Origin of the sequence: Octadecabacter dasysiphoniae (assembly GCF_021532615.1) — a bacterium.
Classification (GTDB): domain Bacteria; phylum Pseudomonadota; class Alphaproteobacteria; order Rhodobacterales; family Rhodobacteraceae; genus Octadecabacter; species Octadecabacter dasysiphoniae.
This window is the reverse complement of the sequence record NZ_JAKGAQ010000001.1, coordinates 1098798-1113018: the sequence shown is the minus strand read 5'-3', so window position 1 is coordinate 1113018 and position 14221 is coordinate 1098798. Positions and strand designations below refer to the sequence as shown.

General features: G+C 55.5%; 12 protein-coding genes and 1 tRNA gene. 1 reads left to right on the top strand and 12 read right to left on the bottom strand.

The features are described from left to right. Nucleotides 1-84 precede the first annotated feature (84 nt). The 3 genes from L0664_RS05425 to L0664_RS05415 all read right to left on the bottom strand — a co-directional run bounded on the left by L0664_RS05425 (nt 85) and on the right by L0664_RS05415 (nt 3765). Entirely contained in the window at nt 85-804 is a 720-nt protein-coding gene (locus L0664_RS05425) for a hypothetical protein (protein ID WP_235224600.1), read from the bottom strand. Nucleotides 805-1378: 574 nt separating this feature from the next. Further along, on the bottom strand, nt 1379-1768 hold the full coding sequence (locus L0664_RS05420; RefSeq protein ID WP_235224599.1) for a response regulator: 390 nt from the start codon (nt 1766-1768) through the stop codon (nt 1379-1381). 14 nt (nt 1769-1782) lie between these two features. Next, on the bottom strand, nt 1783-3765 hold the full coding sequence (locus L0664_RS05415) for a sensor histidine kinase (protein ID WP_235224598.1): 1983 nt from the start codon (nt 3763-3765) through the stop codon (nt 1783-1785). A 201-nt stretch (nt 3766-3966) separates the two neighbouring features. Here L0664_RS05415 and L0664_RS05410 point away from each other — a divergent pair, with 201 nt between their 5' ends. Continuing rightward, nucleotides 3967-4377, top strand: coding sequence for a response regulator (locus L0664_RS05410; RefSeq protein WP_235224597.1), 411 nt, complete (start codon nt 3967-3969; stop codon nt 4375-4377). A gap of 768 nt (nt 4378-5145) precedes the next feature. On the opposite strand, the gene L0664_RS05405 is transcribed toward L0664_RS05410, so the two are convergent. From L0664_RS05405 to L0664_RS05365, 9 genes are all read right to left on the bottom strand, one after another. Next, nucleotides 5146-5235: transfer RNA gene (locus tag L0664_RS05405), tRNA-Ser, on the bottom strand. A 69-nt stretch (nt 5236-5304) separates the two neighbouring features. Next, entirely contained in the window at nt 5305-5679 is a 375-nt protein-coding gene (locus L0664_RS05400) for a hypothetical protein (RefSeq protein WP_235224596.1), read from the bottom strand. Then, complete coding sequence (locus tag L0664_RS05395) at nt 5679-6398, bottom strand: alanyl-tRNA editing protein (protein WP_235224595.1); 720 nt, start codon at nt 6396-6398, stop codon at nt 5679-5681. The genes L0664_RS05400 and L0664_RS05395 overlap by 1 nt, the downstream gene beginning before the upstream one ends. Next, entirely contained in the window at nt 6395-8785 is a 2391-nt protein-coding gene (locus L0664_RS05390; protein WP_235224594.1) for a DUF3772 domain-containing protein, read from the bottom strand. Before L0664_RS05390 ends, L0664_RS05395 begins: the two co-directional genes overlap by 4 nt. Continuing rightward, entirely contained in the window at nt 8782-9819 is a 1038-nt protein-coding gene (locus L0664_RS05385) for a cysteine synthase A (RefSeq protein WP_235224593.1), read from the bottom strand. The genes L0664_RS05390 and L0664_RS05385 overlap by 4 nt, the downstream gene beginning before the upstream one ends. A 52-nt stretch (nt 9820-9871) precedes the next feature. Then, on the bottom strand, nt 9872-10990 hold the full coding sequence (locus tag L0664_RS05380) for an NUDIX domain-containing protein (RefSeq protein ID WP_235224592.1): 1119 nt from the start codon (nt 10988-10990) through the stop codon (nt 9872-9874). Continuing rightward, complete coding sequence (locus tag L0664_RS05375) at nt 10990-11430, bottom strand: TrgA family protein (protein ID WP_235224591.1); 441 nt, start codon at nt 11428-11430, stop codon at nt 10990-10992. Before L0664_RS05375 ends, L0664_RS05380 begins: the two co-directional genes overlap by 1 nt. A gap of 45 nt (nt 11431-11475) precedes the next feature. Further along, on the bottom strand, nt 11476-12687 hold the full coding sequence (locus tag L0664_RS05370; protein WP_235224590.1) for an SAM-dependent methyltransferase: 1212 nt from the start codon (nt 12685-12687) through the stop codon (nt 11476-11478). Between the two features lie 124 nt (nt 12688-12811). Beyond that, complete coding sequence (locus L0664_RS05365) at nt 12812-14215, bottom strand: cryptochrome/photolyase family protein (protein ID WP_235224589.1); 1404 nt, start codon at nt 14213-14215, stop codon at nt 12812-12814. Nucleotides 14216-14221: the final 6 nt, after the last annotated feature.

Sequence of the window (14221 nt, the reverse complement as noted above, 5' to 3'; positions counted from 1 at the left end):
TCCGGTTGGGCGAGTTGTTCAACATGCGGTCGTGCTGGGCGCATCTTGGGGCGCTTGCGTATTGCTACATCATCGCGAAGCATTTCAATTGGATGAAAGCAAGATTCTAGCCAAATTGCAGCCCTTATCGAAACCCATTCCACAGGCCCTTTCCAAGTACACCAGCGCTTGTTGTACGTCTTCCTGTCTAAAGAAGCTCGTGCCGACAAAAAAACACCCCTCCGCGCTACCCAAGTCGCAGGCCTGTCGGTAAGGAGAAGCGGCTTCCTCATACCTCCCAATACTGCTCAATACGTAAGCAAGACCTAGACACCCATTAATATTGTCGAGATCGCAGGCTTCCGCGTATCGCGCCTCGGCTTGATCAAACTCAGCGTAAATCTCATGCTTATCGCCTCTCAAAGAGCACCCTCCGCCGTGGCCTAGGTCGCACGCGGTATCAAAGTATGCTAGCGCCATCGGATCCCCCCGCGACATCGCTATGTCGCCCAAAAACACGCAGGATAGCCCGCTACCCGCCTCGCAACCCTCTCTAGAAATAGCTTCAAAAACTTCGAGGTCACCGCGCTGTTCGTGCAGTATTGTTAGGCCTGAGCATCCGAATCCTTCTCCCAGATCGCACGCTTGTAGGTAGAGAGCTTCAGCGGCTTCCAACTCGCCACTCCGCTCATGGCTTGCAGCCAATTCGACCATATCCATACCCGACAGAGGCGTGGCATCAGCCCAAGATGGAAGTGCCCATAGCATCAGTGATGTTGCTGCAATGGCTGTCAACGCTAAACCATTCAAAAGCGGTTTCTGCACGAGTTACACTCCTGTTCGAAAGAATTTTCGCCGTAGCACGCCCACATTATCGAATAATTACACTCACTAGGCTCGGGACTCATAACCAGAATATAAAGCTACCGCGAGGAAAATTTCTGAAAGAAAAACCTATTAACATCGATCACGGGGTGCTTGTGAGGATGGTTCTTGGGGGATGGAATGCCATTCCACGACCGCGTGTTTTTTGGAATGAATGGCCCTTACATCGTTTTGTGGTACTAAAAACCCCGTTCAAAACCGAAGTTGTTGCTGAGGGTTATTGGCTCACTTCTGATAGCGGACATTCGTGCAACGTGCAGCGTCGGTTACTTCGGGCTCACCCGACACCTTCGCTGCGATCTGCACTAAGGGCAGGTCTGAGATCTGCCGCCGTTCGCCACACAAAGCACCAACTGTAAAGATGCGGGACAAAGTGATCATTCGCTGCAGCTGCGCCAAAGGCGGCTTTTGGATTCTTCGGCGTGCCAACAAGCGTTGTTCGTGGACAAACGTTAAACTGTGGGATGAGCCTCACATTAATAGGACAACACTGGGGAAAGATAGGCGTGTTTTATCAAGCGGCTCCACAATACCGATCAATCAAACCATTAAGCTCAACTGCGGTAATTGGCTTGGCGATAAACCCATCCATACCATGCTTACTCACCACCGAATTGTCATGATAATGCTCATCAGCTGTCACCGCGATAATGGCAACATTGCGCGGCGGATCGTTGGGTCTTTGCCTAATAATCTGGGTCGCATCAACACCAGACAATTTGGGCATATGGATGTCCATTAGGACCAAACCATAGTCTCCTGGGTTTTTGTCGAGCCGCTCACAGCCTTCTTGACCGTTTTTGGCGATATCAACATCGATACCCAACGTATCGATAATCTCTTGCATCATGAATCGAGTGAAATAGTCATCTTCAACCAAGAGGATTTTCTTTGCCGCTGCCATTTTGGACGTTCCGTTCATTTGAAAGACTGCAACCGTAGCGAGAAGGTGGTTGCGTAGCAATCGTCAGGCGATGGACACGTCACGTCAAGTGCCCCCCCCATGAGTACAGCGAGCTCACGGCTGATGGCCAGCCCAAGTCCTGATCCACTGTTCTCCCTTGTCTGGGCATCGTCAATCTGCACAAACCGCTCAAAAACCGCTTCGCGTTTGTTACAAGCGATGCCACATCCAGTATCGGATACCGATATCTCCAATTGCTGGGGTGCAGATACGTCAGTATTAGATACCTGACCAACTTGGATAGTGACGCGGCCTTCTTTGGTAAATTTAAGAGCGTTGTCTGTCAGGTTATTCAGAATTTGTGTCACTCGACGTTCATCAAGAACAGCGAGTTGGGGTGTTGTTTCGTCAATCTCAAGCGAAAGTTCGATAGGTTTTCCTAGCCGATGATTTGTTGCTGATGCAGTCTCGAACCATTGTTCTGCCAACGACCGGATATCCGTTGGTTTGGGTTCTATCTCAACGGCATTGGCCTCAACACGGGACAGTTCCAATACATTTACCAGTTGAGCCAAAAGGTGATGCGAGGCATCGAGGCCCACCTTTGCCTGCTTCTTCTGGCGCTCCGGCACGTCAGCCATCTGGATGAGTTGGAACAACCCCATGATGGCATTGAGAGGTGTGCGGACTTCATGGCTCATATTGGCTAAGAACACCTTGCGGATTTCCATTGCCCTCTTCGCTTCGCTGGCACTGCTTTCAGCCAGCGTTTTTGCTTCGTACAACTCTGTTACGTCATTTGCGATTGAGAAAATTCTTGACGGCTTGCCGTCTTCAAATTGTACGACATTCGACCATATTAGGCTCTTTGGAATTCCGTTCATAACCTGTTCCAGCAAAACAGAATAGAACGGATTGTCAGGGGTAGCCTGTGAAAAACCTAACTGCACTTCTGGTCGGCTGTCTTCAGGAATGTATGGCAAAAATTGCGTTCCCAAAAGGTTCTCAGATGACAGTCCGAAAAGGCGTTCACTGGCTGGATTTGCTTGCAAAATGGTCGTGTCCATCGCCGAAACTGTCATAGGTTCGGGCGCATATTGGAAGAATGACAGGAAACTCGCGGTCTCCTTCGCAAGGGCTTTTTCCAGCTTTCGCCGCTCGGTAATATCCTCAACAAAAGCAATGAACATATTGCTATCGTTGTGGAGTTCCAGCCGTATTGAAACCGGATAAGTGCTGCCATCCTTGCGCGCATGCTTGGTCTCAAATTCGAGATTTGGGACGCTTCCGGTTCTCAGCCGTTCGATATACGTGTCAAAGTCCAGCTGGCTAAACTCCGGCTTGATATCCACCGGTGTAAGCTCGCGGAGCTCTGCAATGTCGTAACCAAGGTTGAAGCGGGCCCCTTTGTTCACGGTCGTGAACTTGAGCGTGTCGGCTTCAAACATGAACACTTCATGGTGCGAATTTTCGACCGCACTTCCAAATTGTGAGGCTGCCTTCTTGGAGCTTTCACTCGCTAGAAGTGCCGCGCGTAAGCCAATTTGGCTTGTCACAGACCCGCCCAGATCATTGAGAATGGAGATATCGCCTTCTGACCAAGCACGTCGCCGGGTATCAATCGCGCAAAGAGCGCCGAGAGCCCTGCCATCTGGTGCTGTTACTGGAATGCCCAAATATGCTACGACGTTTAAGTCACGTATGGCCAGATTGTCGCTTACAAGTGGGTGAATGCGGGCATCTTCGATCACCAGAGGTTCATTCGCGGCAACGACATGCTGGCAAAATGAATGTGTCAGTGGTGTTTGCCGTTGACTTGCCCACGGCTCACCCAAGCCGCACGCACTTGTGAAGAATTGCCTGTCTTTGTCAAAGTCCACAATCGACACAAGAGCCACTGGCACGCCAAGCATCCTAGTCGCCAGACGGGTGAAGCGATCAAAGTCCTCCGTCGCAGGGCTGTCGACCAACGACAGTTGAGTCAGGGAAGTTTCCATCGCGTAAATACCACACTCTTGGCAGGCGCGGTCTACGCGCACGTGCAATTAATTCTCTGTCAAAAAAAGCCATAGACTGAATATGTTAACACATTGTTAAGTATTTCAGAGCGGTATCGTTCAATCTTACCTTCGACTCATTTACGGCTCCTTAACTTTTGGTGGCAATATTTTGGCAACTTTGCCCTGATTGGAGGAAAGATGTTGAAGGTTCTAGTTCTTGAAGACGATCCTGCTCTGCGATTTGCACTCACTCAGGTGTTGGAGGATTGCGGGCATCTGGCTTACGCAGCTAGTGACATCCCCGCAGCATGTGAAATTCTGAACCAGGTGACGCCCGACCTTTTGTTGCTGGACCTCATGATTGGCCCGGTCGACTCCATTCAAGTTGCCGACCTCGCTGGATATCGCATCCCAGATGCCGAGATCATCTATCTGACTGGCAGCAACAAATACCCCAATGGTGAGCTGTTCGAGCTGTCCAAAAATGCATCTTGGGTCTTGCGCAAGCCAATTGATTTCAACGAGTTGAAGGCAATGCTCGCTCATGTTGAGAGTTCACTTTCCAAATCATCTTCTCCCCGGACAATGGCAATGAGTGCTGCTCTTTGATTGGTAACGCGCAAAAAGCTAAGACAGCGTTTTGTCCCTGGCTGAGCGATCACCACCTTTTGCCGACCGGCGAAGACAATGGAACAATAGCTCGCCAGAGCAGACATTCGTACTCAGCGCAGCATTCGGTAAAGTAGGGCTCAAAGCTGACTTACGCTGCAGCTGCAAAAAACACCAAATTTCTACCCCATCTGCAGTCCACATAGCCGCACCTGACCGTAGGAATACTAAACCTCCGTGTTATCAACTGTGCCTGGCCCAAAAGACGCCCCGAAATAGCCGCTGTCAGGCGCAAGTTGAACATTTGACGACCACAGCCCCATCAGACCCCACCACTGCACTCAGGTGGCCCCTTGGCAGCCCCTGGAGCCACTCCAGCGTCTAGCATTGCCTTCCTGCCAGAAGTGTAACATTGGTTAATGACACAGGATATCGGCGATCGGAGACCCGTTCGCCGGAAGAAGCAGCCCCTTAACATCGGAAACAGGATGCGAACCTCTCGGCGCATTTTTTGCCTGTAGGTGAGTCTTCACCACATATTTCTTCCAAATTTTTGCCGTCATATCGATTGTCCCCCAATCGCACCATGTCCTCGACTACGATTCCAACTACACTTTTCGTGCCGTTAGCCAGAAATTCCTAGAGTGACTTCGAATAACCAAAACGCGACTAGACACTTAGTCAACGAGAAAAACCCAACAAAGCAAAGCCCTAACGCTTCGCTTCGAGTTTCCTACAACTACACTTCAAAACTAAAAATTGGTTATCTGGCGGACAGACAGGGATTCGAACCCTGGAGACGGTCTCCCGCCTACACACTTTCCAGGCGTGCGCCTTCGACCACTCGGCCACCTGTCCGTAGGGGGGCGTTTAGCCAATAAGCGGTGGGGTTTGCAAGGGGTCTTTGGCAGAAATAATCGCCAAGGGCTAACCGTGTCTCATCTGCCGCGCAGCCAGCACAAACAACACACCGAGCGCCACTTCAATCAAGGCGGCAATCAGGATCGCGGACGTCGCGACGCCGGTTGCAAAATGAAAGACCCCCGTGCAGGCAACCCCAAACCAGACAAGCGATGACAGCACCGCAAACCGCGCCGCAAATGGCCCGGCAGGCAGATCACGCGCCAGCAACAACAACGCGCCCAGCCCGATGATTGCGGGCGCAAGGCGCTGCGCTGCAAACACCATTGCTTCGTCAAATTGCGGCACATACAGCGCCAGATAGACATGCGGGGCAATCACCAACACCAGCCCCAACACCACTGCAAACAGCCCCGAAATCGTGAACAACAGTTTGAACATCAGCCCTCCAAATGCAAGTAAACGCGGCGGTTTCGCTTGCCCTTCTTTTCGACTTTGCCAAGGCGGACGCGCCCGATGTCGGATGTAAACCGCACATGGGTTCCGCCGCACGGTTGCAGATCGGCGGTGTTTTCGCCCTCACCGATCCGCACAAGGCGCACATGCCCCGCCCCTTTGGGTGGGGCGACGGACATGGTTTTGATCAACTGCGGCTTCGCGGCCAGCTCCGCATCGGTGATCCATTCGCTCGAAACTTCGAAATCGCAATCGATCAGCTTGTTCAGCGTGTCCTCAAGCCCTGCCTTGTCGTCCAAGGCATCGGGCATATCGAAATCCAGGCGGCCCTTGTCGGGGCCGATCGACCCGCCCGTAACAGGCAACGGAATAACGACAGACAACAAATGCAGCGCCGTGTGCACGCGCATGTGGCGGTGGCGGCGTTCCCAATCCAGCGATTGCGTAACGGTGGCGCCCACGGGCGGCAGGGCATTGGGTTCGGCGGGCACCAGAATGATCGTGCCCCCGTCCCCTTTCACCGCAGTCGCGATGTCGATTTTGCCGCCCTCCCAGCTAAGCGTGCCGGAATCCCCTGGCTGGCCCCCGCCCGTGGCATAAAAGATCGTCGCATCCAGAATGATCCCGCCTTCATCCGTGACAGCGAACACACGGGCCTGCGCATCGCGCAAATACGCATCTTCAAGAAACAGCGTCTTGGTCATGTATCGCCGTCCTTTGACGGTTTTGGGGGCGTCGGTGCGGGCGTGTACCCTTTTTGCAGCGTCTCTGGGTTGCGCAGCCACAGATCACGCTGGGCAAACGGTATTTCGATACCTTCCTCAACGAACCGCTTGGCAATGGCGTGGTTCATATCCGATTTCACGCCCAGCACGTAATTCACATCCCGCAGGATCGCGCGAATTTCAAAGTCCAGCGAATCCGCACCGAACCCTTGGAACACCACAGACGGCCCGGGGTTCAGCAGAACCATCGGATGCGCCTCTGCGATTTCTTTCAGGATTGACGTCACCCATTCGGTGTCCGTCCCGTAAGCCACGCCCACAGGCACGATGACACGGCCCACATTGTTGCCACGCGTCCAGTTGGTAACTTGGTTGGACACAAGATCAGCGTTGGGCACGATCACGTCTGTGCGGTCAAACGTCTCAATCCGGGTGGAACGCACAGAGATATCGCGCACATAGCCCATCTGCCCGCCCACTTCGATCCAATCGCCTTGGCTGATCGGGCGTTCGATCAACAAAATAATGCCCGACACGAAATTGGACACGATGTTTTGCAGACCAAAACCAATGCCCACCGACAATGCACCCGCAACAATGGCCAAGCCGCTCAGATCGATCCCGGCTGTGGTGATCGCGATAACGGCCGCAAGGAAAATACCGACGTACCCCATGCCCGACACGATGGCATTCTGCCCGCCCGCATCCAGTTTGGTGCGCGGCAGAACCGTGGTGCGCAATGCAGCCTGCACCAGCCGCGTCACAGTGTAACCAACCACAAACACGACCGCGAATAACAGGAACGATGTTGGCGAAATACGGGTTTCACCAATGGCGAACCCTTCCTGGAACCGCGCCCACATCTCTGTCAGGTCGGTGACCTGTGTGCCCCAGATCACCGCCAGAATTGGTAGCGCCAAAAGCACCAGCAAGAACCCGATCAACACCGGCATCAGCGCCGTCTGCGCACCGGTTTCTGATTTTGAAACCAGCGTATAGGTGTCCATGGTCAGGGTTTGCAGCAACAACAATATGCCCAACACATAAACGGTGACAGCCGCCGGAAATGTCAGAACCTCAAGGGCGCTGGAATAGCCAAGCGCGGCAAACACCACCCCGCCCACAGCCGACAGCATCAAACCGCGGCTTAGCAAACCACGGACCGTCCCACGAAAAGACCGCGCGCCCTCCTCGGTTTGCTCAAGCAGGCTTTCGCGCAGTACTTTGCCGAACCGATAAAGTGGCCACGCCAGCACAACGCCCACAGGAAACATCACAACCGCAAACGGCACGGCATCAAAACTGTTGGCCGTCAAAAACGCATCAACCAGACAGAACAGCATCAACGCATAGCCCAGCGTCACAAAACGGCGATGCGCCCGCCCTGACACCTGTTCACTCAGCCGCAGGGGGTGATCCTCTGGTGTGCCGGATTTGGGCAACAAATGCCCGGCCAGCCAATGCGCCAAGATCGGGAACAATCCCCAAAGCGCGACATTTTCGAGAACCGCCTCCAGGCGCCGCCCCATCATGCCCGTCAGGATCAACGCCGAAGACAGCGCCACAAGCCCCAAGAACGGCATGATAACTTGGCCGAGCGATACAAAGAACCGCACAACACCGCGCCCACGTGTGGTGCGCGCCTCGATCAGACCGGTCAGACGTGAAAACCAGTTGCGCCCGCGCAGCACGAACACCAAAGCCACGGCAAACAACGCCAATATCCCCGGCAATGCCGCAACGAATTCGGTGCGACGGCTTGGGTTTGATATCTGCCCATTGATTTCAGCGCGCGTTGATCGCAGCGCGGTGACAAGACTGTCCCAAGTGCGCGCCCACACCGTCGGGTTAAGAGGCGATGTCGATCTTTCGGTAAACCGCGCCGATTGGCGCTCGCGGATCAGATCATCGATCTCTCCGATCATGCCATCGGCCTGCGTATGCGCCTCAGCGGCAAGGATCACAGGCGCGCGCAGTTCAAGCAGCTGCGCATTCAACGCATCGCGGCGCTGGGACACTCGTGGGTCTACGTTCCCGTCTTCGGGCACAGGACCAAGGGCCGCAATCTGGGCCCGCACCGTGGCAATCCGCGACGCATTCAATCCCTGTCGGGCCAGAAAAATATCACGCCAATCGGCAAGTTCACTGCGCAACCCGCCCAAAACGGTGTTGGACGCACGCCCCGCACTGATCGCCAGTTCGACCCGGGCTGCAAAACTGTCCCATTCGGACTGGTCTTCAAAGACATCCGGCAGCACGACCGAAGCATCAACAGGGTCCGCGTCAGACCCGACCAGATCAGCCTCCTGCGCCAGCGACACAGACGCCAGCAGCAGTGCGATCAGAAAACCCGCTATATATTTCATACGTCTTCCATGACCGACGGAATGACTACGGGCTCTTTATCCAGCCACGCCGGAACGGGCAGGTTTTTGGACCGCAGGAATTCAGGATTGAACAGTTTGGATTGATAGCGCGTGCCATAATCACACAGGATCGTCACAATGGTATGCCCCGGCCCCATATCGTGCGCCATACGCACAGCGCCCGCAATGTTCACACCGCTTGATCCGCCAAGACATAGGCCTTCGTCAGACAGCAAATCAAACACATACGGCAGCGCCTCTGTGTCGTGGATGTTGTAGGCAAAATCCGGCTTCAGATCTTTCAGGTTTTCGGTGATGCGCACCTGCCCGATTCCTTCGTTGATGGAACCGCCATCGGTCATGCTCAGCTCACCTTTGGTGTAGTAATTGAACAGCGCGGCCCCGTCAGGATCCGCCAGCCCGATCTTGACGCCCTTGTCTTGCAACGCCATGGCAACACCCGCCAGCGTCCCGCCAGACCCGACCGCGCAGATAAATCCGTCCACCTTACCGTCGGTCTGTTCCCAGATTTCGGGGCCAGTCGTTTCGATGTGGGCTTGGCGGTTGGCAATATTGTCAAACTGGTTGGCCCAGATCACGCCCTCATTGGTGTTGCGCGCCATTTCCTTGGCCAGACGTTCACTGTAGCGCACAAAGTTGTTGGGGTTGCGGTACGGCGCTGCTGGCACCTGCACCAATTCCGCCCCCGCAAGGCGCAACATTTCCTTTTTCTCTTCGCTCTGGGTCTCGGGGATGACGATCACGGTCTTGAATCCCATCGACGCCCCCACCAGCGCAAGGCCGATTCCCGTGTTGCCCGCCGTCCCTTCGACAATGGTGCCGCCGGGTTTCAACAGCCCCTTGGCCACAGCATCGCGAATGATAAACAACGCCGCACGGTCTTTGACGGACTGGCCGGGGTTCATGAATTCAGCTTTGCCAAGGATCTCACAGCCCGTGGCTTCGGATGCAGCGCGCAGGCGGATCAGCGGTGTGTTGCCAACAGCGTCGGCAAGGTCGGAACGGATGGTCATCTTGGGTCACCTTTTGAAGTTACATAAGGTGTAGGCTGCACGCCGCCCACCTTCAAGCAGATGCGCGCAATCTGTCGCGATTGCGCGCCAGCCAAAGCCCCGCCACAAGCAGCGGCATCAACCGGAATTTTCCTGCGTTCAATGCCGCATCAAATTCAGCCCACGTCATGATATGGGACCGGATGTCTTCGGCCTCGGCCACAAGCCCCCCCGTCCCGTTTGCACCATCGGGCAAATCAGCGATTCCGATATAGGTGTAAAACAGTTCCGTGGTTGAACCGGGGCTGGGATAGGCGGCGGACACACAGTGCAAATCCGTCACCGTCACGCCTGCTTCTTCATGGGCTTCACGCCGCGCCGCGTCCTCGGGTTCTTCGCCCGGATCAATGCGCCCCGCGATCGGTTCCAACGTCCATGGGTTGGGATCACCGCGCAAATAGGCACCGGGGCGGAATTGTTCGACCACCATCACGCGGTCGCGCACAGGGTCATAGGGCAGCAAAATTGCGCAATCCACACCGACCAGCACGGCGCGGTTCACAGGGTCCGACATCGACCCGTCAAAGCGGCGAAACGACAGGTCCAGTTCTTCGACGTTAAAGAAACCAGCATAGGGTTTGGACGCATGAAGAACGTGCACATCCGCACGCCCCAACCCGCCCGTGCCCGTGTCTTTGGCCGCGCGTTGGCGCGATGCGGCCCGCGCCATCATCGCCGGATATTGCGCGCCCATTTCAGGCGCCGCCATGCGGTCCATCACGCTCATCGCCTCAATCGCTGTCATGGTCGTCAATTCACCCGCCCGCGCGATCCACCCGTCACGATCCCAAAGCTCTGCTGTGCTCCAGCGGTCGGGTTCGGGCAGATAGGCCGTGACAGTGCGCGATTGTTCATAGGCATCCAGCACCACAAATTCGACGCGGTCATGCCCGAACGCCTTTTCGTAATAATCCAATCTCTCCAGGGCGGTATCATCCAACCCTTGCACGATAATGCCCTCGGCAACGCCGTTCGTCGCGGGGTGGATCATCGGGAAAACCTGCCCGCTCACGCGGCTTACGGAATATCCGGGGCGCGCAGCCCACACCAACCGCTTGGATACATCAGCGTCCCCGCTCACGGCCTCCAAAAGGGGCACGTGCAGCAACGTCCCGAAAATGAACAAATCCATCAGCTGAACCGCCGTCCGAAGAACTCCGTGATCAAACCGCCCACGATGCCGCCAACCACCAGCGTGCCGATGATTTCGGGTGTCGCCATCAACAACGCATGATCCACAAACATCTGGAACACATCCGTCACGGCCTCACCCGGGCCATCATAGCGTTTGCGCAAGGATTGTTCGATCATCACAACCGAAGAATTGAAAAACAGCGCCATCACAACCATCGAAACCAGCGCCGTCAGCCCGTAACTGAACGCCGCGACATACCCCAGCCCCGCACGCGGGCCCGCCACTGTCCATCCGGCCACCAGACCGAAAAATGTGTTCACCTCTTGGAACATCCCCAACGGCGCGTTTTCGGGAAACAGCGGAATAATCAATAATGTGGTGTACCACGCAAGACCACCAAACAAGATGGCCCCTACCAGTCGTCCCATAGTCGGCATTGCGCTGCTCCTTGCCGTTGCAGGTGCCCGACTTTTTGGGCCCGTTTACTTGGCCGGACGGGTCACCGTGATCTGCGTTACATCGCAAATACCCCCGCGGAAGGCCCCCGCGCAAGAGGCGAGGTAAAAGTTCCACATTCTGCGAAACCGATCATCAAAGCCCATTTCGGCCACCTGATCCCACTTTTCGTTGAATGTATCGTGCCAGCGGCGCAGCGTATCGCTGTAACTTTGCCCGAATTCCACGGACTGCGTGACCTCAAGACCGGCCTTGCGAATTGTCTCGCGCAGGATGGTCGGGGCAGGCAACATCCCACCGGGGAAAATGTATTTCTGGATGAAATCAACGCCGCGTTTATAGACATGCCAGCGCTTGTCTTGCACCAAAATCACCTGAAACGTGCCGCGCGCGCCGGGTTTCAGGCGTTCGCGCACGGTTTCGAAATAGGTCGGCCAGTATTTCTCGCCCACAGCCTCGAACATCTCGATAGATGCGATGCCGTCATAGGTGCCTTTTTCGTCGCGATAATCCTGCATCTTGAACGTGACCTGATCAGAAAGACCAGCCTTTTCAATGCGCTCCACGGCGTAGTTAAACTGTTCTTGGCTGATGGTCAGCCCCGTAACCTTCAACCCGCGTTCTTTGGCGGCGTATTCCGCAAACCCGCCCCAACCACAGCCGATTTCCAGAACATGATCGCCCGCTTTGACGCCCATTTCATCAACCATGGATGCGTATTTCTGCGTCTGCGCCTTTTCCAGATCTTCCTGACCGGTTTCGAACTTGGCGCTCGAATAGGTCATCGTGTCGTCCAGCCACAGGCCATAAAATTCGTTGCCCAGATCGTAGTGATAGCTGATGTTCTTGCGCGCTTGGCGCTTTGAATTGCTCTGCCACCAGAACCGCAGCTTTTCGTAGGTGCGGATCAACCCTTGCCCCGGAAAGCCGTCATAAATCTCTTCGGCGTCATCGCTGACCAAATCCATAAACGCCATCAAATCCGGCGTGGACCACCATCCGTCAAGGTAGGCCTCAGAAAACCCCAGATCGCCTTCGCGGATCAAACGGGCGAACAAATCATCGTTGTGAACCTCAAGAACAGCGACATATCCGGCCTCACCTGAATCGGCGCGAAACGTACGCCCGTCGGGCAGCACGAAATCAACCCGCCCCCGTGGCAGGTGCTTCATCATATCAAAAACGGAACTGAAATAGCGGGGCAGATTGGACTGCCCTTGCGTGGTCGTAAGGATCATCGACGCTCCAGGTGTTGGCGTTGTGTTTAGAAGGTATACGCGGTGAGTAGCCCCGTAGTTTCATTATATATTAACGGCTTCGGAAAAATCTGTCACGGCTGATCTTTGTTTCTTTTCAAAGGCTTCAAAACGTGCGGTTCTTGTAGGCCTCCAACGCGCGTTCCCGCCCCTGTGCCGGATCGACAATCGGGCGGGGATATTTGTCTTGTGGCGACAGGCCCCAACTTTTCGGAATCGCATCAAAATAGGCCAGCGATGTGTCTGTCGGGGTTCCCTGCCCCTCTGCGATCCACGCACGGCTGTAATTGCCCCCACGGTCGAACTTTTCCAGCTGGCTGACGGGGTTGAACACACGGAAATACGGCGTCGCATCGGGGCCTGACCCGGCGGACCACTGCCACCCCATCGCGTTGGACGCAGGGTCCCAATCAATCAGGCAATCCTCAAACCACGCCTGCCCGATTTTCCAGTGACACATCAGATGCTTGGTCAGATAGGACGCGACGATCATACGCCCGCGGTTGTGCATGGTGCCCGTCACATACATCTCGCGCATGGCGGCATCGACAAACGGTATCCCCGTACGCCCCTGTTTCCACGCCGTGACCTCAGCCGTTTCTTCGGTGTTCCACGGGAAATCATCCCAGCCCTCTTTCCAGTTCTGGTCGATGATACGCGGCGTGTGGTGGGCAAGGTGATAGGCAAACTCGCGCCAGACCAGCTCTTTGCAGAATGTTTCTGCATCCGGTTTACCATCATGGATCGCCGCCCAGCCCGCATGCCAACAGGTCCGCGGGCTGATTTCCCCATAAGTCAGATTTTCCGACAACCGCGACGTCCCGTCCACCGATGGCAAATCGCGGTTCGTGTCATAACGCTGGACGCGATTTTTGATGAAATCACCCAATCGGTCCCGTGCGGCGTCCTCACCGACACAGATGTGCGCCGTCAAAACGTCCCGCCCCCGGCGCATGGCATCGCCAAGCCCCCAGTCGTCTAGAAGGTCTGATGCGGGCCAATCCCCGGGCGCGTTGATCTTAGGTGCGCTTAGTGGCGCGGCAACATCGCGCCCGCGCACCAGTTTCCACATCGGCGTGAAGACTTTGTAAAAACCGCCTGTTTTGGTCTCGACCGTCCAGGGTTCAAACAACAAATGCCCCGCAAAGGAGTCCGCGCCGATCCCGTCGTCCTTTAACGCCGCCTTCACTGCCGTATCGCGCGCCTTGCTGACCGGATCATAAAGACGGTTCCAAACCACCGACGTGGCGCCCGTTTCCGCAACCAAATCGCGCAACACAGCCAAGGCATCCCCGCGGCGCAAAATCAGGCGCGATCCGGCGGCCTCAAGCGCCTCGGCAAACACGCGCACGCCCTCACCCAACCGGAATTTGGGTGCGCCACCTTGCGCCTCAACGATATCGTCGCAGATAAACACAGGCACCACCGGACCGGCCTCACAGGCCGCCACCAATGCCGCATTATCGCTCAGCCGGAAATCCCGTCGAACCCAGTAAATCACAGGCGTCATGTCACG